Here is a 23,410-nt window from a genome sequence, read left to right as displayed (position 1 = left end):
TTAAGTGCTTTTGGTGGTGCCTTCCACGGTGCCTTGCAGGGGCTTAACCAAGCTATTCACCACGACAGCCACCGATGGACTGGACGCCAATACCGACAGTAAATCTCATCCGACTCATCTGGCCACGCGGCCTGCTTTGGGGTCCACGTTCGAACTTCCGCCAGCAAAACCTTCTAGCGAGCCGTGCCCATGGCATTCAGGGGCAGAACGCTCTATCGTCCTTTGCCGCTGATCCGAGTGCAGCTCTAGCCCTTTTGCGCGGCCACTCCCTGCGCGCGCACCTCGCTTAATGACTGCACTGGCGTCAGGGCTTCTGGGTCAACCTGCAATTCGATCAGGTAGCCGGATGACGATGTGCGTGCCCGTTCAAGCACAGCCGGAAAGTCCTCGGTACGCGTCACGACTTCTCCGGGGATTCCAAACGACTTGGCATAGGTAACAAAATCAGGGTTCACCAGTTCGGTAGAAATCACGCGCCCGGGGTGGTGACGTTCCTGATGCATGCGGATCGTACCGTACATACCGTTGTTAACGACAAGGTAAATGATTGGCAGATCGTATTTTTTTGCCGTTGCCATTTCTTGTGCAGTCATCAAGAAGCAACCATCCCCTGCCACGCTTACCACCGTACTTTCGGGTTTTTCCAGCTTGGCCGCCACAGCAGCCGGCACCCCATAGCCCATGGAGCCACTCGTTGGCGCAAGTTGGGTGCGATACGTGCGGTGGGCATGGAAACGATGCAACCAGACGGCGTAGTTGCCTGCGCCGTTCGTGAAAACAGTGTCGGCCGGCAGTGTGTCTGAGGTGTGCCGTATCACGTGCCCCATGTTGAGATCACCCGGCACTTCGGTTGGCGTTCGGAAGGCCTGATAACGGGCATGGAAACCGCCAGTCCAATCGCTCCGGTCAACATCCGGCGAAGACAGCTCGAGCATTGCGCTCAGAAAGTTCTCAGCCGAAGAAACGATCGAAACGTCAGGCGCATAAACGTGGCCGAGCTGTTCCGGTCCCGGATGAACGTGCACAAACTTCATTTGTGGCACAGGACTATCGATCAGTTCATAGCCCTGCGTGGTCATTTCTCCGAACCGTGTTCCCACCGTAATCAAGAGGTCGGCCTCTTCACCCACGCTTTGCAACAGAGATGGCAAGGCTGCGATTCCGATGACGCCCGCATAATTGGGGTGCCCGTTGTCGACGTAGTCCTGACAGCGGAAGGTTGTGGCTACAGGAAGGTCGAATTTTTCCGCAACCTGCGCAGTTAACTCGGCAGACCTTGCGCTCCAGCCCGGCCCGCCAACAACAAGCATGGGCTTCATGGCTTGCGCGATCAATTTTTCCAGCTGCGCCATGTCTTCGGCAGCCGGTGCAGCATACCCAACATGCGCCGGACGGGCATCCGGGACAGTGGCCACGGCAGACAGAGTGTCTTCTGGCAAGGCCAATACAACCGGACCCGGACGGCCCGACAAAGCCACATGCCAAGCTCTTGAAATATATTCAGGAATTCTTGAGATGTCGTCGATCTGCGCGACCCACTTGGCCATCTCGCCAAACATGCGGCGATAATCGATCTCTTGAAAGGCTTCACGGTCCATCATGGATGTGGCCACCTGCCCGATCAGGACGATCATCGGCGTGCTGTCCTGAAAGGCAGTGTGCACGCCATTGGAGGCGTTTGTCGCGCCCGGCCCACGGGTGACAGCGCAGACCGCAGGTTTTCCGGTCAGCTTGCCATAGGCATCCGCCATATTGGCTGCGCCGCCCTCATGCCGGCAGGTTACAACGTCGATCTTGTCGGCGTGATCATAAAGCCCATCAAGCAGACCGAGATAGCTTTCGCCAGGAACGCAGAACACCTTTTCGATGCCCAGTATGGCAAGTTGGTCCGCGAGAATTCTGCCGCCATGACGCGAATTTTCACTGTTTTCAGAACGGCTTGCGGGCATGGAATTTTCTCCGATTGGGCGCACGACTCAGCGTGCATCTGAGCAGTCCACAAATCCCGTCGCAACCGCAAAATGGCGGCGCAATCAGGTGCGCGCCGCCTCAAACGCCGCCCATGCCTTTTCGAAAGCCTCGAAATCGAACCCATCCTGGCGTGCCGGTTCCAAAACGAGCTTTTCGGTTTCCAGCAACTTCAGAATGGACGCTTCGAGGGAGTCCAGAACGTCGGGCGGAACGACGAGGGCCCCGTGTCGGTCTGCGTGAACAAGATCGCCGTTCTTCACCTGCATCCCGAAAATGGTCACCGGGGTCCCGATTTCCCGCACATGCACGAAACCGTGGCTGGGACCAATCGATCCCGCAACCACGGGGAAGCCCTCGGGCAGATCGCCAAGGTCGCGCATGACGCCATTTGTAAGCGCGCCGGACAACCCCAAACCCTTGTGAACAGTTGTATTGATCTCGCCCCAAAAAGCGCCAATGCAGTCCGGGAAGTCGACGTCTTCGACAACGGCGACAGTGGGTTCCGCGCCTTCGGACATATGTCGATAGTATGCCATGCGACGTGTTTTGAGGATATCTGCGGCCTCGGTCGGCGGGTTGAGCGCCGCGATTTTGGCCGTGCGCGCGTATCCCACCATGGGCGGTTCGTCGGGAGCCGAGCAGAGCATGGTGCCTCGAGTGAATTGCGCAAACCCGCGTTTGCCCTGAGCGACCTCAATGGCATTGCAAACCGTGGGTGTATCCACGGAACGGAGCAGTTTCAGAAGTGATGGGGTCATAGTCTCTCCAGCCATCGCGACAGCGCGGCGTTTGTTGCTTCGGGTTGTTCCAGTGTGGGGAGATGGCCAGCGTTTCGAACGATCTCCAAATCCGAGTCCGGCAGCAGATCCCGCATCAATTCATGTCGGGAAACCGGACAGAGTGTGTCGTCTTCCCCGCAAAGAGAAAGCGCAGGCTTCGCGAACGATTTCAACGTTTCAGATTGATCAGGTCGCGTCATTAAAGCTTTGGATTGGTTTATGAAAACCTCATCGCCAAGGTCCGCGGCCATCGCCATGCAGATGTCCAAGATCGCCCCCTGATTTGGGCCGTCTGTGAGGTAATTGGGTTTCATTTCCTCGCGCATGACTTGCCTCAGATTTCCGGACTTTACCGCTTCGATCTGCGGCCCCCGCCGCGCTTTTACCGCGTCCGATTCCGCTAGCGGGTTCGTATCCAAAAGCGCCAAACCAGCCACGCGCTCCGGTGACTGTCGCACCATTTCCATGGCGACAATACCGCCCATCGACAAACCAGCGAGTGCGAAGCGTGCCGGAAGTGAATTCAGCACGTCTGCAGCAAGTTCCCGCATGGTCTGGAAGGCGCTGATCGGTGCGGCTATCACCGTGCGCGCGCCTGAAAACGCCGCGAATTGCGGGGCAAACAGACGTGCGTCACACATCATACCCGGCAATAGAACGAGGGGCAGCGTCACGAGTTCTTGCCTGCCAGTGCCGCGCCCTCGGACAAAGCGGCCAACTTGGCGTAGGCAATATCCGGATCCACGGCACCAAATCCAGCAAAGGTGCCAAACCCGCAATCGCTACCGGCAATCACACGGTCCGCTCCAACTATTCCCTCAAACCTTTCAATACGTTGCGCCACAAGCTCCGGATGCTCGACAAAGTTTGTTGTCGTGTCGACAACGCCCGGCACCAGCACTTTGTCGTCAGGAATTTCCGCTTTCCGGTCACGAAATGTGGTCCATTCATGGGCATGGCGCGGGTTCGAAGTTTCAAAAAGGACATAACGTGACTTGGTGGCCATCAGAGTCGAAAAGACCTTGTCCATAGCGATGTCACAACAGTGTGGCCCTTCGTAATTGCCCCAGCAGATGTGAACACGCACACGGTCTTGCGGCACGTCTGACAGCGCGTGGTTCAGGGCCTCGACGTGCATGTCGGCGACCTTGACGAATTCATCGTCGCTGAGATCGGTAAACAACATATGACGAGACAGCGCGAGGTCGGGGCAATCCAACTGCAAATCGAGCCCGTTTGCCACAATCGTCTCGTACTCAGCCTTCATCGCATCAGCAAGTGCGGCCAGATATGCTTCGCGGCTTCCGTAGAAATCGTTTTGCAAAAACAGAGAGATAACCCCGGGAGACGCTGCGTTCATGAAGCCGCGTTCAACGCCGTGCTTGGCCATAGCCGATTTGAGATTGTTGATGTCTTTCATCAGTTCGTCCTGCCCTTTGGAGCGGACTTCGCCGGTGCATTTTGGACGTGCATATTGGGGCGTGCCGCCGTCATCGGCCAACCGTTGCAGGAAACTCGGGAACATTTTCAGATCGGCCGGGGCGTTGCGTTCACTGTCGCCGGAAAACCCCGTGTACCGGTCCTTGACGTAAGTCGCGTAGGAAATTTTGCTTGTTTCCCCGTCGCTTACGATGTCCACCCCCGCCTCGACCTGCTTGCGCACTGTTTCGTCCACAGCCTCGGTCATGGCCGCATCAAACGCCGCTTGATCGTAAGGCTTTTCGTTTTCCCGTGCGAAGATGAAATCCACCACTTTTTGTGTGCGTGGCAAGCTGCCCACGTGGGATGTTAAGATCTTAGCCATTTCGCTTTGTCTCCCTGTCTGCACAACGTCGGCAAAACGTCGGTATTACGTCGGTGCGCGTTTCCGGCGGTTATGTTAACCGGTTGGCGCCGTTCGCCCCTTAGGGCCAGGTTTCCGTGCGGCGAAGGCAATTCCCCGCCGTACGGATGCACTGTTAACCCTGCCAGGTCAGTCCGGCAGGATCAGCGGTGCCAACAATCTGATAGATCGCAGCCTCTCCTGTCATGGATGGCAGAACGGTGTGCGCCATGCCTTCCGGGACTGACATGGTGTCGCCCGGTGCAAGGGTTGCGCTACCGCCGTCCCATGTCACCTTCCAGTGGCCGGTGACCGGCATGAGAACGGAAGGATAGTCGAATGACGTTGTGGTATCCGATGCCGAACCGCGGGTTATGAAGTTCACTTCAAAACCCGGCTTGTCGCGCAGAATACCGGTTTCGCCGATCACCTTCGCTGGCGTCTTGTCTGACAAGGCAACCATGTCCCAGTAGCGCGCAACATGATTTGGCAGAACCTGCGCAGTGGTCGGTTCGCCCCGCTTTGCCAATTCATCGGCCGCCATCAAAGGCATCGGGCTCACGCCCGAAGGCAGTGCCTCTCCCTTCTTGGTGTCATAGAGCTTGCCGCTTTCGGCGAGAACGAGACCGTGATCCGCGGCATCCTCAATCACCTGCGGTGCCCACATGACGCCGCCGCCGGCGTCGTCGCCCCCGAGAATGGCCATGATCATCCCGTAATCTGTGCCGATGTTTTCGAAACCGCGGAAGATGCCGGTGGGGATATTGAAGATGTCGCCTTTTTCAAGAACCACTTCGCCTGCGTCGCCGTAGCGGCCCCAAAAGAACCGCCACCGGCCAGACAGCACAAAAAACGCTTCGGCCGTTCGGTGATCGTGCAACGAGTTGCGGCATTTCGGGGGTTGGCCGGCCGCGCCAATATTGAAGCCGTGCGGGATGGTGATGTGCACATGCTGATCGGGGCTTTCGGACACGCCGCCACCGATGATGGTGAAGTTTTCCTTCTGATCGCTGCCCGGAGTGTGGGCATCAATGAAAGCGGTTTTGCAGGGTTGCAGTTCGCCGTAGCGAACGATGCGGGATTCCATTTCCTGAGGTGTCATACTGGTCGTCCTTTTTACGTGTTGTGATTTCAGTTCGGGAAAACACAACGCCGCCCCGGAGGACGGTTGTTGAGGCGACGTGCGCGTAAGGCGGCGCGGTGTGCATGAAAGCGCCGCGCGGCCTGTGAATCGCACAGGGGTCGATATGGTGGCGCGACGCTCACCCCTGGCCCGTCTGAAGGAGGATCTGTTTCCAGATCGTCGTTTCGTCAAAGAGTGTGTACTCGCGGCGCACTTTCGGTTGGCCGGAAATGACCGCACCGAAGTCTGCATGGCTGATGCCAAGCACATAGACCTCCGCTCCCGTTGGAGCGCCAAATGCGCCCCAGCCTTCGTGTTTGCCCCAAAGGCTCCAACGAAGGGCTGCGCGAGGAGGCATCATCGGATCGTCACGTCCAATTTGATGTTCAATCTTGAATTCGGCATTCGGGAAGGCCGCGCGCAGGCTCATCCAGAAGCGGTCAACCGCACCCCAGCCGTGTCCGGTCACGCCACCGACATATTCGGATTGCACCGCACGGTCATATTCGGTTTCGATCGCGGCAATGTCTGCGCCCATGATGCGGCTGATGATGTCCGCGTAACGCTGTCCCCACTCGTTGTCATTTCCCCTGCCCTTGTAGGGCCCCGGTTGATCGGTGTCGGGCGTCAGGGGTTTGATGCAGTTTTCGGGGCCGCCTTCTGCTTCGATCAGGTTGGCGGCGTAGGCCTTGGGCTCCCAGCCCATCTGACGCACAATGGCGCCCTGATCACGGATCAGCCACTCGTCGTTGATCTGGTTGTTGATCGCGTGACAGTCCGCAAGGATACGATACCGCAACTGCTTGCCGGTCGCCTTTCCGTAAACTCCGTCTGCCATGTGCGTTGCGGTGGAAATGATACGGTGGCTCGAGAGCATGCCGTCTTCGGGTGTTCCGGACCAGATCACGTCTTCGCCCAGCAATTCCCGGTCAGGAAACTCGGCGAGCGTTGCCATTGTTGCACCGATAACGTTCTGGTTGCCAATCACCACGGACGCAGGAGATCGTACGACGATGTCGTCGCTGTAGTAGTGGTGAAGAGTCGCGATGCCACGATCTTCCCAGATCTCTTTGGTAATGCCGATGATGTAGTCCGGAAAATCGGTGAATTTGGAGTCAAAACCTTGCATCAGGTGGTTCCTTTGTCGTTAGCCCAGCCTTCAGGAACGCGCGCAGAGCCGCGCAGGATCAGGGGGGCGTGAATGGCACTCTGTTTGGGAGTGGCGCTCGCGGGCGTTTCAATGTGCGACAGCAGGGCGTCCACCGTTTCGGCCACCATCAGGTTGGCCCGCTGTCGCATGGTGGTCAGGTCATAGGCACGCCATGAAGCGGGCGGCGCGTCGTCAAAGCCAACAACCGAAACGTCTTCGGGCACCTTGAGACCGAGGCCGAAGCGCAATTCGTCCATCACCGCAAAAGCCATATGGTCATTGGCAACGAACACTGCGTCGGGACGCCGTTCGACAGGGACGTCGAACATTCGCCGAGCCGCATCCCGGGCTGTTTCGGTTTGGAAATTGCCGACCTCTCGGGCAAAGAGGTCACGGCCTGCCTGTTGCAGCCCCTTGCGGAATCCGGCCTCACGGTCGCGCTGGGTGGATGCGCCTTCCCATCCGGCTATGTATGCGATCCGCTGATGGCCTCCATCGATGAGAAACTCGGCCAGTTCTTTGCCGCCGGCAAAGTTGTCTGACGTCACATAGGATACGCCTGCGCCTTCCTGAACCCGGTTGAAATGCACGACCGGAACACCCGCGGCCTGACAGCGCTGTGAAATATCAGAGGACAGGGCGACGGACGCCGTAACGATCCCATCCACCTGATAATCCAGAATTTCCTCGACAACAGTGTCGATATTGCCCGCCGTTTGCGAGGCCATGAAAACAAGAACGTGGTACCCTTTTTCCTGAAGCTCGTTTGAGAGGATTTCCAGGGCTTCGGGGTAGAAATAGTTGTCGAGATACGCCACGACGAGCCCGATGATGCGGCTCTTGCCGGAAACCATGGCCCGGGCCAGAACATTGGGTCGGTAACCGAGTTCCTCGGCCGCCTTGCGCACCTTTTCAACGGTTTTCTTGCTGGCAGACGCACCGGGCGTGAACACACGGCTGACCGCGGACTGGCTGACACCCGCGCGTTCTGCAACCTGTAAAGACGTTACTTTCTCAGCCATCAGTCTGCGGTCCAGCCTCCGTCAATCAGCATAGAAGTGCCTGTCACAAGAGCCGACGCGTCAGAGGCCAAGTAGGCGACTGCGCCCATGATGTCTTCGACTTCGCCAACCCGCCCGATCTTGATCTTGTCTTCGATCCAGGCGCGGCGTTCCGGGTTTTCAAACGTCGACGCGGTCAGAGGCGTCTTGATGAAGGTCGGGCAGATCGTGTTGATCCGGACGCCCTGCTTTCCCCATTCGATGGCCATGGCTTTGACCATACCTTCGAGCCCGTGTTTGGTGGCGCAATACACCGCGCGGTCAATTCCACCGACATGCCCCATCTGCGAGGAGATGTGCACGATGGAGCCCCCCTTGCCTGCTGCAATCATGGCTTTTGCAGCATAAGTGGACAGGAAATATGCCGAACGCAGGTTGACCGATTGCACGGCGTCGAAATCCTCTGGGGTGGTTTCCAGAGACGGCCCGTGCCGTGCCAGTCCCGCCGAATTTACGACCACGTCAAAGGCCCGATCCGCGCAAAGGGTTTCCAATGCGCCCAGATCGCCCTGATCAAGTATCAACGCTTCCGCTGACAGGCCTTCGGCCTGCATTGCCGCCACGCTTTCGTTCAGCCGCTCCGCCCCGCGCGCAGCACAGACCACGTGGGCCCCGGTTTCTGCAACGGCGACAGCGCATCCGAGGCCAATACCGGAAGAGGCTCCGGTGACCAAAGCGGTCTTGCCTTTGAGTGAAAACGTCGGTGTGCGGGGCAATTGGGTCATCAGCTCATTCCATCAGGGATATCTATGCGCGCGATATTGCGCGCCTTGTTGAATTCGCGCAAACGGGCAAAGACGTCTACGCCGAGCTGTTTATAGGCGTCGATCAGGTCAACCAACACCCAGTTTTCACGGATCTTTCCATCCTCCAACCGCCAAAAATCAAGTGATTTCATGGTGATCTTCTTGCCGGCAGGCGCAATGCCCATCCAGCCGTCATGCGTCACAGTCTGGATCATGTTGGGCCAGCCGGTTACGGCGGCATATTCGCCATCACCAAAGAAATGGTATTTGATCTTCGCCCGCTCGAAGCCGCGGTCTGGCATGCCGTTGAGGAACGGGATCTGATGCCAGTTTCTGAAACCCGCAATCCCGCGACCAGTGCCGATGCCGGATGGCCCGTACCAGTTCATGCGCGGATGCCAGAACCGGTCCATTTCCATGGACTGCGGATCAGGATCAGAGGGATGTTTCTTGAGGTGTTCGAGCATTTCGATGATGTGCTGGCGCGTTTCCTCACCCTTGGCTTCATCATGTGGACCGGGCACAAATCCGTCTTGCGTTGCGGGACCCGGAACATGGAACTCGCGGCCCAGCGACGGGGCCATCGGCCATGCGTTCGCCTGCATCATGACTTCGGGCACGTCCCAAAGTGCCTGAAACTCCACGACTTTGCCATCGACTATGCGGAAAAACTCATGAAAGCGCATTGTCACCTGGTGGCCAGTTGGCGGTATGTCGAGCCAAGGGCCGGTGAACACCCCTGTGTAGTATCCGCCGCAACCGACCCAGTCGCCCTCGTAGTCGTCGGTTCCGGCCATAACGATGTAGTCACGCCGCTCGAGATCGGGCCACGCTTCAAACAACTCGGCGTAAGCCGCATCATAAAATGCATCGGCCCCAGTGCTGTCCCCAAAAGGCTCGCAGAGACGGAACACGGCGTCGGGTGCGGAAACAGCCGAGAGGGCCGCGCGCACGCCCGCCTCGCTGAAGTTGTACATGGCTTCGCGCAGAGGAGCGATGAGCGCCTTGTTTTCTGTATGTCTGTCCATCATCTTCTTGCTCAACAAAACCGAAGCGCGAAAAGCCGCGCTCCTGCTTACAGTTTTTCCTTACTCTGCCGCGTCGCGATACGGTGCGCCTTGTCCATACGGCACGTTAATTCCGCCATATCGGCGTACCCGCACGTTGCACTGCTCGGCATGGCCAACGAAGCCCTCGAGCATGCAGAGGCGCGAGCCGTACTCGCCAACCATGGTGGCGGCCTCGTCTGTCAGGACCTTCTGATAGCTGTGGGTTTTCAAAAACTTACCGACCCAAAGTCCACCGGTATAACGCCCCGCTTTTTTGGTCGGCAGGGTATGGTTTGTGCCAATGACCTTGTCGCCGTTGGAGACATTGGTGCGTGGTCCAAGGAACAGCGCACCATAACAGGTCATGTTTTCGAGGAACCAATCGTCCCGGTCGGTCATCACCTGCACGTGTTCGGACGCGATGTCGTCAGCCACCTTGAGCATTTCATCATAAGTGTCGCAAACGATCACCTCGCCATACTCTTCCCAGCTGACCGAGGCCGTGTCGGCGGTCGGCAATATTTTGAGAATGCGGTCGATTTCGCTCAGGGTGTCCTCGGCGAGTTTGCGTGAGTTTGTCACCATCACGCAGGGGCTGTTGTAGCCGTGTTCGGCTTGCCCCAACAAATCGGTTGCGCAGATTTCGGCATCAACGGTGTCATCCGCGATGACCATGGTTTCTGTTGGCCCGGCAAAAAGGTCGATGCCAACGCGGCCAAAAAGCTGGCGCTTGGCTTCCGCCACGAACGCATTGCCGGGGCCAACAAGCATATGCACGGGATCAATGGTTTCGGTGCCCAATGCCATTGCGCCAATCGCCTGAATGCCGCCCATGACGTAGATTTCGTGCGCACCGCCAAGGTGCATCGCGGCAATCACCGCTGCGTTAGGTTTGCCCTGAAACGGGGGTGTACATGCGATGATGCGCGGCACGCCCGCTACCGAGGCAGTGGCAACCGACATATGCGCCGAGGCCACCATCGGGAATTTGCCGCCGGGCACATAACATCCAACTGACTGAACGGGGATGTTCTTGTGGCCGAGGATCACGCCGGGAAGCGTTTCGACCTCAAGATCAAGCATGGTGTCGCGTTGCGCCTGCGCGAAGTTGCGCACCTGTTCCTGCGCGAACTTGATGTCGGAGAGCTCGCGGTCCGTCAGCTGGGCGATAAGGTCGTCAATGTCCTGCTGGCTCAGCTTGAAGGCCGCCGGGGAGTAATTGTCAAATTTCTCCGACAACTCTCGCACGGCGGCGTCACCGCGTGTTTCGATGTCTTTCAGGGTCGCTTCGACCACAGCGCGGGTTTTGGCGTCGTCTTCGGCGCGCTCGGCCTGGTCCTTGCCGCATTTGAGATACTCGATTGTCATACCATCTTCCTCGATTATTCGGGCCGCGGGGCAGTTTTTTCCCCGCGATCAAAGGCTTCCCAGCCTTCACCATTGAACAGATCCACGCCCAGCTGCGCGGCGACATGGGCGAAATCGACATTCACCCAGTTGTCGACGATCTTGCCGTCGACCACTTTCCAAAAGTCCATGTAGCGGATTTCGACCCGCTTTCCGGTGGGCGCTATGCCAAGGAACTCACCGCTGTGGGTGGCTTCCTGACGACCAAATGCTGCTGCCCATTCGCCCATGTATAGGCGCGCCTCGTCGATGCAGGTTTTGTCCGAAAAGGCCGCCTGAAACGGACGCTGCCAATTGTCCTGAAACTCCTTTAGGCCGGTTTTCGTTCCACACCCCTGATTGCCCATCCAGCGGAAACCCTGTGTGAAGAACTCTCCTATGTCGTCAATGCGGTGGTCGTTCAGGCCATCAACCATACCTTCGATGACGGCACGGGTTTCTTCGGTCTTGCTCATGTCGGTGTCGCGCGTCAGCACGGCTTGTTCGGGGCGGGAGCCTTTCATGGGGCGTCTCCTTTCAGAAGTGCGTTGGGGATTTCGAGGGGAACGATTGTCCCCCGCCCTATGAAATCCCGCGGCAGTCTGTTGAGAGCCGGATGGCGCGCCATGGCGGAGGAACGGGCAGATGCACTCATGCGGCCTCCTCCGAGATGAATTGCGCTCCACGCCATCCGATCATCATCGAAGGCGCGTTTGTGTTAGCAGACGTGACCTGCGGCATGACAGATGCATCCGCGACCCAAAGGCCGCGGACACCGTTCACAGAAAGGCGTTCGGAAAGCGGACCGCCGAGGCGAACTGTGCCAACCGGATGATAAGCCGTTCCAGCGCTGTTGCGGATGTGGGTTTTGAGTGCTTCGCCGGTAACGGTTTCGCCGGGGTGCACCTCAGGTGCCCTGTGCTTGCCGAAATCGGCGTCCTTCAACAGCTCGCGCAGACGGCCAATGCCAGCCACCATCGTGTCCAGATCGCTGTCATCTGCGAAAAGCCCGAGGTCGATCAGCGGCGGCGCCTTTGGATCCTTGCTTGCAAGACGTAAGCGACCGCGAGACTTCGGGCGACAGAGGCAAACGTCAGCGAAGTAGCCTGCTTTCGCCTGATATTTGGGGGGCTTATGCGCCAGATGGAACGGGATGAAGTGGGTTTGTACATCCGGTTGATCGCTGTTGCCACGCGCATTGAAAAACAGGCCGGCCTCCACTGTTGGCGAAGAAAGCGGGCCGGATGCGGCGAGTGCATAATTGAGTGGAGCCAGAGCCCAGGACAGCCACTGAGCGGGTTCCAGTCCATAGCCGGAGCGCGGCCCCTCAAAGTGCAGGCCGACGCCGGGGTGATCGTGAAGGTTCTCTCCGATATCGGGCGAGTCCAAACGAGGGTCGATGCCGAGTTGGGACAGGTGGTCCTTTGGACCGATGCCCGACCTCATAAGAATTGCAGGCGATGCAACCGACCCCGCGCACAACACAACGCCTTTTGCTGCGCGGACTTCGGTTCCGTCAGCCAGAACCACACCCGCAGCCCTGTCATTGTTCCAAAGAATGCGATCAACCTCACATCCTGTGCGCACTTCGACATCATTGCGACGCCGCAAATAAGCTCGCGCAGCCGATCGCCGCCGGTAGCGGGTTTTGTTGTGCGAAAGCAGCCCGCCCGATTGCGCCTCCGGCGTCGGGCTGGTGTTGCCAAACAGCGGCTCCAAACCATGCGACAACGGGTGCGCCTTGGTCAGGCGTACGGGGTGCAACTCTTGTTCAACCGCGTCAAAGGCCGGAGCAACATCGGCATAGGACCAGCCGTCTACGCCCCAATTGTCAAAGTCGTCCTGTCTTCCCCGAAACCACACCATCGAATTTATCGATCCCGATCCGCCAACCATGCGGCCACGGGGCACGGAAATTTCGCGTCCGCCAGCGTGCGTTTGAGGAGTGGTTTTGAAGGCCCAGTCACGCGGCCCGTTCATGAGCCAAACAAGGCCAAACGGGATCGATACCAGCGGGTGGGTTTCGGCAGGACCTGCCTCCAGCAGCATCACCGAGCCCGCACCGCGGCGGGCGAGTTCGGCGGCCATCACACATCCGGCGGAGCCTGCGCCTATGACGAGGTAGTCACGCATCAGGCGGCGGCCTCCACGGTCGAGGGACCTTGAAGGCAACCCAAAACGTCGACGCCGAGTTGGCGGTAAAGATCGAGCATGTCGACCATCACCCAGCATTCTCGCACCAAACCGCTTTCAAGCCGCCAGAAATCGAGTGAACGGCGGGTGATGCGTTTACCGGTAGGGGCAAGACCCAGAAAGCCGTCACCGGAATGCACGGCCGTACCGGACGGCCAGCCGGTGAATGCCACGAGTGCGCCATCACCAAAGAAAACACCGTCATGAAGGTGCCGTGTGTTGTCTGAAAGCCCTTCGCGGAACTGCTTGAAGATGCGGGTAGCAATGCCGTGATGGCCGCGCGCTGTGCCGAGACCGGTATGGCCGTACCAGTTGGCGTGGTCATGCCAATAACCGCCCAAGCCACGCTCTGGCGTTTCCGCAGTTCCTTGTTTCAGATCGTGCAACATGTCCCAGACACGTTGCACTGAGGCGTTCGATTGAGTGGCGTTTCGGGGCGCAGTCATCACGCCTGCGCCATCCATCGGTCCGGGGCACATCCACTCTTCGCCCTTTTGCGGTGCCATGGGCCAGATTCCGGCCTGATACATGACCTGCGGGATGTCCCACAGCGCTTCCATCTCGACTACCTTACCGTCTTCGATGCGCAGATATTCGTGATAACGCATGAATACGGGGCGTCCGGTGGCAGGTATGCCAAGCCAAGAGGCGGAGAGGGTCCCAACGAAGTTACCTCCGAGACCAACCCAATTACCTGATTTGTCTTGCCCCCATCTGGGACCGGCCATCACGATGAAATCCCGTCTTTCAAGATCGGGGATCGCGTCAATCAGAGGTGTATAGACACGCTCCCATAAATCCTGCGGACCCGCTACATCCTGAAACGGGTGACCCATGCGGATTTTTGCGTCGGGAGCAAAGAGTGCCAGCAAAGCTGCGCGCATTTCCGCCCTGTCGCCTCTTTGAAAGGCTGCGCGCAGAGGGGTCATGGCAGACCGGTTATGGTCGTGTGCTGAGTTCACCCTTTCACGGCCCCTGCTGTCAGGCCCGAGACGATCTGACGCTGGAAGAACAGGATCATGATGAAGAGCGGTACCGTGGCCGACACTGCGGCGGCGACAGCAAACATGATGTTGCCCTGCACCTGTACCGACCCAAGGAAACTGGCAACGGCAGGCACCATGGTTTCGTTGGGCTTGCTGAGCAGCATGTTGGTCACGATGTAGTCGTTATATGCCAGCAGGAAGCTGAAGAGACCGGTCGTGATCACGCCAGGCCACATAACAGGTACAATCACGTGCCAGAAGGCCTGAAAGCGGGTGCATCCGTCAACCATGGCGCTCTCGTCCATGTCTTTGGGGATGTTCTTGAAAAAGCTATGCAACATCCACAGGGTGAAGGGTTGGTTGATCGCCACGAGCACGATGATGGCTGTGCCTTTGAGGCCCCAGATGTTCCATTCAAAGAATGGCAGCATGTAACCGGAGACCAGCGTGATGTGTGGCATGGCGCGGAAGATCAGTGCGGCCATCAGGATCCAGAAGGCGTATTTGAAGCCGGAGCGGGCCAGCGCGTAGCCACCCAGCGTGCCGAAGGTCAGCGAGATAATAACGGTGAAGAACACAATCACCGAGGTGTTGAGCACGTTGCGCCAGAACTCTTCCTGAATCCAAGCGCCGCGATACCCGTCAAGCGTAAAGGCGCTTCCGGTTTCACGGGTCGTGAAGACGCCATAAATCGCATTGGTCCAGTCCGCCTTGGAAAAGAAATCGCCCTGAACTTTGAAGCTGCCCCAGACCGTCCAAAGGAACGGGAACGCCGCGATAATGAGCCAAACGATCACCAGCGCGTAGGAAACGACCTTGAGCGTTGAGAGACGGGATTCTGCCTTGGTTGCCATGACTGTCGTCTCCTTAGTGGGCTTTGGCGTTAAAATCGCGCCAGGTGCGGATCAGCACCGGAGTGAGAAGGATCGCGACACCGATGATCGTCAGGATCGAGGTGGCCCCTGCAGAGGCGTAGAGCGGGTTACCGGCTTCGATCAGATCGCTGACAATGAAGGTGCTGAGGGACTGGGCGTGCGCCTCGGCCTGAAAGCTGACGAGCGGTTCAAGGACGCGGAAGTTGTCCATAAGGAGCATCAAGGTCACGAAGGACACCAGCGGCATCAGGTGGGGAACCACGACGCTGATCATGGTTTGCCATTTGCTGGCCCCGTCTACGCGGGCAGCTTCCAGCGTGTCTTGAGGGACGGTTTGTAAGCCTGCGTAGAAGGTGATGAACGAGAACGGCAAAGTATGCCAGACACCGTAGACCATCAGCATGATCCACATGAGCGGGGTCGAGGCTTTGATGCTGAGGGACGGATCATTAAAGATGCTCTGCAGCGTCGCGCCAATCACCCCGTCACCGTCAACCATCCATGACAGGATCATCGACCCGACGATGGTCGGGACAAGAAATGGCAAGAGCGAAATGAAAATCGCAAGGCCACGGACGGCTCTGGGCAGATTGTTTACGCCAACTGCAATGGCCATGCCAAACACCAGAACCAAAGGTGTGACGACGAAAGTGTAGGTCAAAGTAAAGACCAGGGCGGCGTAGAACTTCAGATCCATGATTTCCGCAAGGAAATGTCCAATGCCGCTGGTAGACCTCCAGATTTCGCCGATTTCGGCAATCGCGAGGTGAGACCGGTCAAAATAGGTGCCGAGTCCGTTGAACCGACCGAGTGGCTTTTCTTCTCGAAGCTGTGCAGTGGCTTCGGCGTCAATCGTCGTGGTTGGCGTACACCCGAAGGGGCCGCAGCTTTCGGTCACGATCAGAACCTGTTCGTGCTCCACAAACAGTGACTGAATGAAGACCGAGACAATGGGCAAGGCGATGAAGAGTATCATCGCCGAGAGTGTCGGCAGGATGAACCAAAAGAAGGTGCGATGCTTCATGACAAACGTCCCGGTCGAAGGATTTACGTGGGGGAGAAGGGCCCCGAAGGGCCCAACTCAGGGGAGTGATTATTGCAGGAAGCCTGCTTCCTTGGCGGCGGTGCGATAGGCCGCTTCTACGTCTGCCAGCGCATCTTCTGCGCTCTCGTCGCCCTTGTAGTAATCCACCAGTTCCGCGCCCAACGCGTTATGCATCAGGTTGACGTAGGGGATCATCGGGTAAGGTTTCGCGCCGCCCGCGGCTGTTGCCGCAACACCTGCTGCTGCAGGGCCAGGCTTGAAGCCGTCGATCAGCCAGATGGCCTTGTCGTTGTGCTCCGCCATCAGGTCAGAGTTGATCGCGCTTGCCAGCGCCGCAAAGGTCGCCTCTGCGTCGGCATCAGGCACGTTCTTGGCAATGGTGAAACCGTCCCACCACAGTGTAGCGGCTGGGGTAGAGCCCCCACCTGCTGTCGGTGCGGCGGACAGAACGGTGTTGGAAGTGACTTCGGCGGTCGAGCCTTCGTCATCCAGAACCGCGCCACCGCGGGACCCCCACATGATGGCCATTGCAGCTTTGCCAGCTTCCCACAGACCTTGCGTCTCGTTGGATGCGTGGCTCAGATGGTCCGGATGCGTGTATTCCAGCAGCGCTTTCACAGACTCAAGTGCTGCCATGCCCTCTGGAGAGTTCACGTTCGGCTCGGCTGTGCCGGGCTTGAACAGTTCACCGCCGTTGGCGAAGTAGAACAGGTTGAACAGTTCGCCGACGTTCCAGCCGACTTTCATGTTCATCACAATCGGGTATTCCATGATGCCTGCCGCGCGAATTTTCTCTGCTGCGGCAACCATTTCCTCGACGCTGGTCGGGATGCCGTCCACACCTGCCTGCTCCAGAATATCAGTGCGGGTATACAGGTGCTGAGAGTTGGCCATGAAGGCCACCGCCATCACCTTGCCGTCGATCTTGATCAGCTGGGACGGTTTGATATTCGCGCCATACTTGACAACGAGATCGTCAAGCGGACGCACCAGATCGTCGTTCATCAACTGGGTCAGAGTGGAGTTGGCAACGATAACGGACGTATATTCAGCCGGGTTCGGCGTCAGAGCCTGATTCATCATATCGCGTGTATTGTCGCGAAGGTTGATGGTGAATTCACTTGCACCGCTCGCGCAGTTTGCCTCGGCAGCACCCGACACGGCCTGAATGGCCGGGAAGTCGGAGCCGAGAATGCGGACGGAATTGCCGGAAGGGCCACAATCGGCGGCAAAGGCTGCCGTGCCCATGAGGCCCGATACGGCCCCTGCGATGGCTACTTTCTTCAGAAACATTTTCTTCTCCCTGTTATGTTTCTTTGTATTTGGATGCGCCTTGCAACCGCGCACCCAATGGTGTTTCCGGCAGGAGACCGCCGGAAATGCGGAGGCTGTCAGGCCTCGATCCGAGCGCCGGTCTGGGCGTCGAACAGGTGGCAGATTTCGGCTGGCACGGAGAGTGATACCGTGTCGCCAATCTCTGACCGGAAATCCTTGGGTGCACGCACGGCGACCAATTCGCCACCGATGCGGACGGTTACCATTGTGGCCTCGCCCAACAGTTCGAGCGTGTAGATCGGAGCGGTGATTTCATGGTGACCAGCGTCCCCCAAACCCGCGTCTTCGGCGCGGAACCCGAGGGTCACGGGGCCATCAGGTGCAGACAATCCCGCGATTTCAACGTGTTCGGCGCGGAAGGTGCCACCTTCCATAGTGCCGTTCATTAAGTTCATCGCGGGGTTACCGATGAAGCTCGCAACAAAAGTGTTGGCCGGCCGGTCATAGATGTCGGTCGGGCTGCCGACCTGTTGCACCACGCCCTGTTTCATCACCACAACGCGGTCAGCCAGCGTCATCGCCTCGATCTGGTCGTGGGTCACGTAGATTGTGGTCACAGCCAGTTCATGGCTGAGGTTCTTGATCTGGGCGCGTGTGGAAACCCGCAGCTTTGCGTCAAGGTTGGAAAGCGGCTCGTCCATCAAAAACACGTTCGGCTCTCGCACGATCGCACGGGCCAGAGCAACACGTTGGCGCTGACCACCTGACAATTCCGCAGGCTTGCGGTGCAGGAAATCGTCAAGCTCCACCATCGCCGACGCGCGGCGGACTTTCTCGTCATGGGTCGCCGGATCAATCCCACGCACCTTGAGCGGAAAGCGGATGTTTTCGTAGACGTTCATGTTCGGGTAGAGCGCGTAGGACTGGAACACCATGGCCACGTCGCGGTCTTTAGGCTCCAGATCATTGACCTTTTTGCCGTCGATCAGGATGTCGCCTTCAGTGGCGTCCTCCAGTCCGGCGATCATCCGCATGGTGGTGGTCTTACCGCAGCCTGATGGGCCAAGCAGGACCAGAAACTCCTTGTCCGCGATGGTCAGGTCGAAATTGTCGACCCCGACAAAGTTGCCCCATCGCTTGCCAACATTGCGAAGCTGAATTTCTGCCATTTGGTCCCCCTGCCGCTTCTGGCTGAGCCGACTCTCGAGGAATCGGGAATCGTTTTGCATACGTTTGCAAAATAACGTAATGACGTGAGGGCAATTTTGGCAAGACTTTTTTGCATACGTACGCAAAACTCGGTCAGAGAGCCGAATCCATGCAGATAAAACAACGGAAAAGCCATGAATATCAGCGACAACACGGAAAACGACGTACAGGACGCCAAAGACGTGGTGCGCCGATTCTATGATGCTTTGGAAACCCGCAGGACCCAGACGCTACCGGATGTGATGGCAGAATTCTGCGCTGATAACCTTTTGTGGCGCGGCTTTTCACCATTTGATGAGATCGTTGGCCCACAAGCCGTTGCAGAGAAGTTCTGGCAGCCCTTGCGTCGCAGCCTCACACGTCTGCAGCGGCGCATGGACATCTTTTTCGGTGCAAAGAACCGCCATGATCCCGATGGCGATCCGTGGGTCTGTTCAATGGGACACCTGATGGGACTGTTTGATGCGCCATGGCTCGGCATTCTGCCAACAGGGAAGATTGTGTTTCTGCGCTATGCCGCCTTCCACAAAGTAAGAGATGGCAAGATCGTCGAAACCGCGATGTATTTTGACGTACCACATCTGATGATGCAGGCAGGTCTGCGCCCGTTTCCGACACAGACGGCAGCGGAATTGGTGCAACCGGGGCCGCGCACCCATGACGGGTTGTTGTTTGAGGCGCAGCCCTTAGACGCAGGTGCCAAAACGCTTGCTGCGATCGAAGCGATGATCACCGATCTTGGACAATGGAACAGCGGGATGCCTCTGGAGGAGGAACTGGCGCGAACGTGGCATGACGACATGATCTGGTGGGGTCCGACCGGTATCGGCGCGACCTACACGATCGAGCGCTACGCCAAACAACATTCCGGCCCATTCCGCGCGGCATTCGGAGAACGCTCGAAAACGAAACATGTGTGCCGTATGGCAGAAGGCCACTATGGCGGCTTCTTCGGGTGGCCGAATTTCACAGCGGTTCCAACAGGCGGTTTCATGGGTATGCCCGCAACAGGCAAAGCCGGCGAGTTTCGTGTGATCGACATTTACCGTCGGGATGGAGACAAGCTGTCGGAGAATTGGATCTTCATTGATCTTCTGCACTTCTGGAAGATGCAGGGAGTGGACATTCTTGCGCGCACCACCGATATCGCCGCCGGAGAGGCCACATGCTGATTGATGCGCATCACCATCTCTGGGATTTGTCAGCGGTTCATTACCCCTGGCTGATGGCGCAGGGCGAACCGAGATTTTTTGGCGACCCCGCTCCGATCCAACGCGACTATCTGATGGACGAGTTCCGCCAAGGCGCCGAAGAACTTGGATTTGCCGGATCAGTTCACATTCAGGTGGGCGCGGAAGATGGCTGGCAAGAAGCAAAATGGGTGCAGGCCTTGGCGGATGACGCTCCCGATTGGCCCTTGGCTCAGGTTGTTTTTTGCGATTTGACACGCACGGATCTGGAGCAAAACCTGGATTTATTTCAGTCTTTGACCACCGTGCGAGGCGTGCGCCAGATCGTAGGGCGCGCACCGGGCGAGGATGCTGTAACAGGGACCAACGACCTGCTGGACGATCCAAGGTTTTTACGCGGGCTGCAAATCGCCGGTGATCGCGGGCTGTCGTTTGATTTGCAACTCATCCCGGAACTGATGGAGAAGACCGCGAGGGTTTTGTCCCGTGCGCCTCAAACAAAGGTCGCCCTTTGCCATGCCGGAAGTCCGCACGACCGAAGCCCGTCAGGTCTTGCGGATTGGGCCGAAAGGCTGAAGCTCTTGTCGGAACTGGAAAACATCACGTGCAAACTGTCAGGACTTGGCATGTTTGAGCATAACTGGACAACGGAAGACTTTCGTCCAATCGTGGAAACTTGCCTGGAGCAATTCGATCCGGAGCGCTGTATGTTTGGCTCAAACTTTCCGGTGGACAGCCTGTATTCGGACTACGCAACCCTCGTGAACGCCCACCGCACCCTTGTTCCCGAGGCGGTTCATCCGCAGGTTTTTGGCGACACGGCACGGTCGTTTTACGGGTTATAAGGTTATTGCAGCGCCGCTTGTTGCAGTTCAGGTGCCACGCCAAAAGTGATGGTGCTGGCCGGACGGCTGGCCATACGCTCCAGATTTACGATGGTCGACAACATTATCCGGTCGTGGCTCCAGTCTCCGGAGCGTTGCAGCATGACCGTAGTGCTTAGCACCATCATCACCAATGCTGCGGAAATAAGCGCCCAAGTGCCGAAGGTGGGTTTGGTTGGTTGCTGTGAAGTGACCACGATCAAACGGTTGCGCAACGCGGCTCCGCCTTGAAGTTCGTCCCCGTCAACCAATGCGACCGATGGAGAGATGCGCTTGAAGAACGTGCGTTTCTTGCCGGCCTCGGCCACCGCGCGGATCAGGCATTCGCAATAGGCGCGCACATCAAATCCGGGACGGGCCGAGAGGGATTGGTCGCAAGCGTATTCACGCAAGTTTCGCACTTCACGTCGCCACATCACGAACGCCGGGTTCCAAAACAGAAATGGACGCAGCAATTCCAGAACGATTTCGCACTCTATGTCTTTCTGCCGAAAGTGCTGCAGTTCGTGTGACATGGTCAGGCGCAGATCCTGCGGACGCTCCAGCACGGATTGTGGTAGGATCACATAGCGGGTGAAAAGGCCACGGGTGGAAAAGGCAACGCGCGCGGTCGAGCTTACACGAATTTGGACACGCCCAATCTGACGCCAGACAAAGGCACCGCGCAGCGCAACACGGAGATGCCAGAGCGACAGACAGATATGCGCGATGCACCACCCTGCCCCAGCAGCAGCGACGGCGGCCAGAACTTTGCTCCACAGCGTTTGCTGCGCCAGCATCTCACGCACAAAGTCCTCACGCAGCCCCAGAGTGGTTTCCAGTGATGTGGCCGAGATGTTCATGTTGCCTTGCAGGTATTGGGCAACAAGCAAATCCGCGAGGTTCGGCGGATGTGCCATGATCCAAGTTGTGAAAACGAGCGCCAAAAGCGGCGCGAGCGCCAACAACAACGTCAGCCCGTTCATCAGGCGCAGTTGCGGCAGGAAAGCCATGCCAAGGGATGTCCGACGCAAAACCCATCGCAATCCGAACCACAGCACAGCGCCCAGCGCGATGAGCAGGTTCAGATCCAGATACGCGTTCAGCCAGCCCTCTGCGGTCATTTTCCCCCCAGCCTTTGATCAAGCAACGCCCGCATCTCCTCCAGCATGGCGTCGGTTACATCCTCGTCGTCCACCAAACGCGCCACCATGGCAGCGGGCGTTCCGTTGAACAGTTTGCTCGACAGGTCTTTCAGGTGAGTGCTTTGATACTCTGCCTTTGGCACGGCGGGGCGATAAACTAGCGAACGGTCCTTCCGCTCGCTCGACAGGAAACCTTTCTGCTCCATAATTTTCAGAATGGTCGCCACCGAGGTATAGGCACGCTCCTGTGCCTTGTTCAGCTCGGCGAGCAGTTCGCGCACTGTGCCCCCACCGGTTTCCCAGACCACATTCATGAATTCGAGCTCGACCTCGGTCAAAAGCGAATTGTCCTGTTTGCGTCGCATGCTGTGGCTGTCCGGCTTGAGTTGGATTTTTGCCATGCTAGAAAATGAAACCTCATTTGGGAACTAAAAAATTAGAAGATGTGAGAGAACGCCCCTCACACCTTCCAGAAACAGAATGCGCCCCAGCAGATTGCCAACGCCAAAGGTGCCCACAACGGCGTGCCCATGATCCCCAGCCACGCCAGGAAAATATAGGCTGACCCAAGCAGGCTGATGAACAGCCTGTCGCCCCGCGTGGTGGTAAGCCCGAGCACGCCTTTGCGGGCATCGCCACCGGGATTGCGGATTTCCAGAGCGATCAACAGACCGATTGTGGCGAACAAGGCGATGAAAAACAGCGCCGTGGGCCAGGTCCAGGCCATCCAACTCAACATCACACTCTCCCCATCGCGAAACCCTTCGCGATGTAATTCCGAACAAAGTAGATCACGATAGCTCCCGGAATGATGGTCAACGTACCCGCCGCGGCCAGCAATCCGAGTTCATAGCCTGCGCTGGAGGCCGTTTTGGTCATCGTTGCCGCAATGGGCTTGGCTGCTACTGCGGTCAGGGTCTTGGCCAAGAGCAACTCTACCCACGAGAACATGAAGCAGAAGAACGCGGCGACGCCGACGCCTGCCTTGATTGCGGGAATGAAGATCGTGGCGAAGAAACGCGGGAAGGAATAGCCATCCACAAAGGCGGTCTCATCCAACTCTTTCGGCACGCCTCCCATGAAACCTTCCAAGATCCACACCGCGAGGGGGATATTGAACAGGCAATGCGCCAGAGCCACGGCGAGATGCGTGTCAAAAAGACCAACGGCCGAATAAAGCTGAAAGAACGGCAGGGCGAAAACGGCGGCCGGCGCCATCCGGTTGGTCAGCAGCCAAAAGAACAGCTGTTTGTCGCCCAAAAACCGGTAGCGGCTGAAGGCATAGGCTGCTGGAAGCGCGACGGCGACCGAGATCACGGTGTTCAACGACACATAGATGATCGAATTGATATAGCCCCAGTACCAAGACGGATCAGTGAAGATCGTCTTGTAGTTTTCCAGTGTGAAGGTTTGTGGAAAGAGCGAGAAGCCGGCAAGGATTTCGTTGGTCGTCTTGAAGCTCATCGCCACGAGCCAGTAGATCGGCAACATCAGAAAAAGGATGTAAACGATGGGGACGATGGATCGTTTCTGCATCTGGTC

General features: G+C 57.8%; 23 protein-coding genes. 2 read left to right on the top strand and 21 right to left on the bottom strand.

The annotated features are described in order from the left end of the window. Positions 1-245: 245 nt before the first annotated feature. The 17 genes from BXY66_RS04130 to BXY66_RS04050 all read right to left on the bottom strand — a co-directional run bounded on the left by BXY66_RS04130 (position 246) and on the right by BXY66_RS04050 (position 18,630). Entirely contained in the window at positions 246-1,949 is a 1,704-nt protein-coding gene (locus tag BXY66_RS04130; RefSeq protein WP_132858902.1) for a thiamine pyrophosphate-binding protein, read from the bottom strand. An 84-nt stretch (positions 1,950-2,033) separates the two neighbouring features. Next, positions 2,034-2,729, bottom strand: a complete 696-nt coding sequence (locus BXY66_RS04125; protein ID WP_132858901.1) for an RraA family protein — start codon at positions 2,727-2,729, stop codon at positions 2,034-2,036. Next, a complete protein-coding gene (locus tag BXY66_RS04120; RefSeq protein ID WP_132860332.1) occupies positions 2,726-3,391 on the bottom strand; it encodes an alpha/beta fold hydrolase in 666 nt (221 codons plus the stop codon). The genes BXY66_RS04125 and BXY66_RS04120 overlap by 4 nt, the downstream gene beginning before the upstream one ends. Before the next feature lie 29 nt (positions 3,392-3,420). After that, positions 3,421-4,554: a cobalamin-independent methionine synthase II family protein gene (locus BXY66_RS04115; RefSeq protein WP_132858900.1), complete on the bottom strand. Its 1,134-nt coding sequence runs from the start codon at positions 4,552-4,554 to the stop codon at positions 3,421-3,423. A gap of 154 nt (positions 4,555-4,708) precedes the next feature. Next, positions 4,709-5,674 (bottom strand): cupin domain-containing protein, encoded by a 966-nt coding sequence (locus BXY66_RS04110; RefSeq protein ID WP_132858899.1) that lies wholly within the window; start codon positions 5,672-5,674, stop codon positions 4,709-4,711. A gap of 160 nt (positions 5,675-5,834) precedes the next feature. Next, positions 5,835-6,824, bottom strand: a complete 990-nt coding sequence (locus tag BXY66_RS04105) for a nuclear transport factor 2 family protein (protein ID WP_132858898.1) — start codon at positions 6,822-6,824, stop codon at positions 5,835-5,837. Further along, positions 6,824-7,867, bottom strand: a complete 1,044-nt coding sequence (locus tag BXY66_RS04100; protein WP_207911285.1) for a LacI family DNA-binding transcriptional regulator — start codon at positions 7,865-7,867, stop codon at positions 6,824-6,826. The genes BXY66_RS04105 and BXY66_RS04100 overlap by 1 nt, the downstream gene beginning before the upstream one ends. After that, positions 7,867-8,631, bottom strand: a complete 765-nt coding sequence (locus tag BXY66_RS04095) for an SDR family NAD(P)-dependent oxidoreductase (protein ID WP_132858896.1) — start codon at positions 8,629-8,631, stop codon at positions 7,867-7,869. The genes BXY66_RS04100 and BXY66_RS04095 overlap by 1 nt, the downstream gene beginning before the upstream one ends. Beyond that, a complete protein-coding gene (locus BXY66_RS04090; protein WP_132858895.1) occupies positions 8,631-9,683 on the bottom strand; it encodes an ester cyclase in 1,053 nt (350 codons plus the stop codon). The genes BXY66_RS04095 and BXY66_RS04090 overlap by 1 nt, the downstream gene beginning before the upstream one ends. Positions 9,684-9,740: 57 nt before the next feature. Then, on the bottom strand, positions 9,741-11,069 hold the full coding sequence (gene hisD, locus BXY66_RS04085) for a histidinol dehydrogenase (protein WP_132858894.1): 1,329 nt from the start codon (positions 11,067-11,069) through the stop codon (positions 9,741-9,743). Positions 11,070-11,083: 14 nt separating this feature from the next. Continuing rightward, positions 11,084-11,611, bottom strand: a complete 528-nt coding sequence (locus BXY66_RS04080) for an ester cyclase (protein WP_132858893.1) — start codon at positions 11,609-11,611, stop codon at positions 11,084-11,086. Positions 11,612-11,738: 127 nt separating this feature from the next. Continuing rightward, positions 11,739-13,220: a GMC family oxidoreductase gene (locus BXY66_RS04075; protein WP_165929098.1), complete on the bottom strand. Its 1,482-nt coding sequence runs from the start codon at positions 13,218-13,220 to the stop codon at positions 11,739-11,741. Beyond that, complete coding sequence (locus tag BXY66_RS04070; RefSeq protein ID WP_132858891.1) at positions 13,220-14,209, bottom strand: ester cyclase; 990 nt, start codon at positions 14,207-14,209, stop codon at positions 13,220-13,222. Before BXY66_RS04070 ends, BXY66_RS04075 begins: the two co-directional genes overlap by 1 nt. A 29-nt stretch (positions 14,210-14,238) precedes the next feature. Further along, positions 14,239-15,120 carry a carbohydrate ABC transporter permease gene (locus BXY66_RS04065; RefSeq protein WP_132858890.1) on the bottom strand — a complete coding sequence of 294 codons (882 nt, stop codon included), beginning with the start codon at positions 15,118-15,120 and terminating at the stop codon, positions 14,239-14,241. 13 nt (positions 15,121-15,133) lie between these two features. Further along, on the bottom strand, positions 15,134-16,165 hold the full coding sequence (locus tag BXY66_RS04060) for a carbohydrate ABC transporter permease (protein WP_132858889.1): 1,032 nt from the start codon (positions 16,163-16,165) through the stop codon (positions 15,134-15,136). A gap of 69 nt (positions 16,166-16,234) precedes the next feature. Further along, positions 16,235-17,479 carry an ABC transporter substrate-binding protein gene (locus BXY66_RS04055; protein ID WP_132858888.1) on the bottom strand — a complete coding sequence of 415 codons (1,245 nt, stop codon included), beginning with the start codon at positions 17,477-17,479 and terminating at the stop codon, positions 16,235-16,237. Between the two features lie 98 nt (positions 17,480-17,577). Beyond that, the gene (locus BXY66_RS04050; RefSeq protein WP_132858887.1) at positions 17,578-18,630 is read right to left on the bottom strand and encodes an ABC transporter ATP-binding protein; all 1,053 of its coding nucleotides are present in this window, start codon (positions 18,628-18,630) and stop codon (positions 17,578-17,580) included. A gap of 174 nt (positions 18,631-18,804) precedes the next feature. On the opposite strand from BXY66_RS04050, the gene BXY66_RS04045 reads away from it, so the two are divergent. Together BXY66_RS04045 and BXY66_RS04040 are read left to right on the top strand one after the other, a co-directional pair. Further along, positions 18,805-19,842, top strand: coding sequence for a nuclear transport factor 2 family protein (locus BXY66_RS04045; RefSeq protein WP_132858886.1), 1,038 nt, complete (start codon positions 18,805-18,807; stop codon positions 19,840-19,842). Then, complete coding sequence (locus BXY66_RS04040; RefSeq protein WP_341785785.1) at positions 19,836-20,705, top strand: amidohydrolase family protein; 870 nt, start codon at positions 19,836-19,838, stop codon at positions 20,703-20,705. The genes BXY66_RS04045 and BXY66_RS04040 overlap by 7 nt, the downstream gene beginning before the upstream one ends. Positions 20,706-20,707: 2 nt before the next feature. Here the strand turns inward: BXY66_RS04040 and BXY66_RS04035 are convergent, their stop codons facing one another. The 4 genes from BXY66_RS04035 to BXY66_RS04020 all read right to left on the bottom strand — a co-directional run bounded on the left by BXY66_RS04035 (position 20,708) and on the right by BXY66_RS04020 (position 23,404). Next, positions 20,708-21,847, bottom strand: a complete 1,140-nt coding sequence (locus BXY66_RS04035; RefSeq protein ID WP_132858885.1) for a M56 family metallopeptidase — start codon at positions 21,845-21,847, stop codon at positions 20,708-20,710. Continuing rightward, a complete protein-coding gene (locus tag BXY66_RS04030; RefSeq protein WP_132860330.1) occupies positions 21,844-22,233 on the bottom strand; it encodes a BlaI/MecI/CopY family transcriptional regulator in 390 nt (129 codons plus the stop codon). The genes BXY66_RS04035 and BXY66_RS04030 overlap by 4 nt, the downstream gene beginning before the upstream one ends. 95 nt (positions 22,234-22,328) lie before the next feature. Further along, positions 22,329-22,607, bottom strand: coding sequence for a DUF2160 domain-containing protein (locus tag BXY66_RS04025; protein ID WP_132858884.1), 279 nt, complete (start codon positions 22,605-22,607; stop codon positions 22,329-22,331). Then, positions 22,607-23,404, bottom strand: coding sequence for a carbohydrate ABC transporter permease (locus tag BXY66_RS04020; RefSeq protein WP_132858883.1), 798 nt, complete (start codon positions 23,402-23,404; stop codon positions 22,607-22,609). The genes BXY66_RS04025 and BXY66_RS04020 overlap by 1 nt, the downstream gene beginning before the upstream one ends. Positions 23,405-23,410: the final 6 nt, after the last annotated feature.

Source organism: Shimia isoporae (assembly GCF_004346865.1).
Classification (GTDB): domain Bacteria; phylum Pseudomonadota; class Alphaproteobacteria; order Rhodobacterales; family Rhodobacteraceae; genus Shimia; species Shimia isoporae.
The sequence above is the reverse complement of the archived record's forward strand: the minus strand, read 5'-3'. Positions and strand labels throughout refer to the sequence as shown.

Coding starts and splice junctions, on each gene's coding strand:
- BXY66_RS04105 (WP_132858898.1), bottom strand. CDS start 6,824: ATGCAAGGTTTTGACTCCAAATTCACCGATTTTCCGGACTACATCATC.
- BXY66_RS04050 (WP_132858887.1), bottom strand. CDS start 18,630: ATGGCAGAAATTCAGCTTCGCAATGTTGGCAAGCGATGGGGCAACTTT.
- BXY66_RS04025 (WP_132858884.1), bottom strand. CDS start 22,607: ATGTTGAGTTGGATGGCCTGGACCTGGCCCACGGCGCTGTTTTTCATC.
- BXY66_RS04130 (WP_132858902.1), bottom strand. CDS start 1,949: ATGCCCGCAAGCCGTTCTGAAAACAGTGAAAATTCGCGTCATGGCGGC.
- BXY66_RS04110 (WP_132858899.1), bottom strand. CDS start 5,674: ATGACACCTCAGGAAATGGAATCCCGCATCGTTCGCTACGGCGAACTG.
- BXY66_RS04055 (WP_132858888.1), bottom strand. CDS start 17,479: ATGTTTCTGAAGAAAGTAGCCATCGCAGGGGCCGTATCGGGCCTCATG.
- BXY66_RS04090 (WP_132858895.1), bottom strand. CDS start 9,683: ATGATGGACAGACATACAGAAAACAAGGCGCTCATCGCTCCTCTGCGC.
- BXY66_RS04075 (WP_165929098.1), bottom strand. CDS start 13,220: ATGCGTGACTACCTCGTCATAGGCGCAGGCTCCGCCGGATGTGTGATG.
- BXY66_RS04070 (WP_132858891.1), bottom strand. CDS start 14,209: ATGACCCCTCTGCGCGCAGCCTTTCAAAGAGGCGACAGGGCGGAAATG.
- BXY66_RS04095 (WP_132858896.1), bottom strand. CDS start 8,631: ATGACCCAATTGCCCCGCACACCGACGTTTTCACTCAAAGGCAAGACC.
- BXY66_RS04060 (WP_132858889.1), bottom strand. CDS start 16,165: ATGAAGCATCGCACCTTCTTTTGGTTCATCCTGCCGACACTCTCGGCG.
- BXY66_RS04120 (WP_132860332.1), bottom strand. CDS start 3,391: ATGTGTGACGCACGTCTGTTTGCCCCGCAATTCGCGGCGTTTTCAGGC.
- BXY66_RS04035 (WP_132858885.1), bottom strand. CDS start 21,847: ATGACCGCAGAGGGCTGGCTGAACGCGTATCTGGATCTGAACCTGCTC.
- hisD (WP_132858894.1), bottom strand. CDS start 11,069: ATGACAATCGAGTATCTCAAATGCGGCAAGGACCAGGCCGAGCGCGCC.
- BXY66_RS04045 (WP_132858886.1), top strand. CDS start 18,805: ATGAATATCAGCGACAACACGGAAAACGACGTACAGGACGCCAAAGAC.
- BXY66_RS04115 (WP_132858900.1), bottom strand. CDS start 4,554: ATGGCTAAGATCTTAACATCCCACGTGGGCAGCTTGCCACGCACACAA.
- BXY66_RS04100 (WP_207911285.1), bottom strand. CDS start 7,867: ATGGCTGAGAAAGTAACGTCTTTACAGGTTGCAGAACGCGCGGGTGTC.
- BXY66_RS04065 (WP_132858890.1), bottom strand. CDS start 15,120: ATGGCAACCAAGGCAGAATCCCGTCTCTCAACGCTCAAGGTCGTTTCC.
- BXY66_RS04080 (WP_132858893.1), bottom strand. CDS start 11,611: ATGAAAGGCTCCCGCCCCGAACAAGCCGTGCTGACGCGCGACACCGAC.
- BXY66_RS04040 (WP_341785785.1), top strand. CDS start 19,836: ATGCTGATTGATGCGCATCACCATCTCTGGGATTTGTCAGCGGTTCAT.
- BXY66_RS04030 (WP_132860330.1), bottom strand. CDS start 22,233: ATGCGACGCAAACAGGACAATTCGCTTTTGACCGAGGTCGAGCTCGAA.
- BXY66_RS04125 (WP_132858901.1), bottom strand. CDS start 2,729: ATGACCCCATCACTTCTGAAACTGCTCCGTTCCGTGGATACACCCACG.
- BXY66_RS04020 (WP_132858883.1), bottom strand. CDS start 23,404: ATGCAGAAACGATCCATCGTCCCCATCGTTTACATCCTTTTTCTGATG.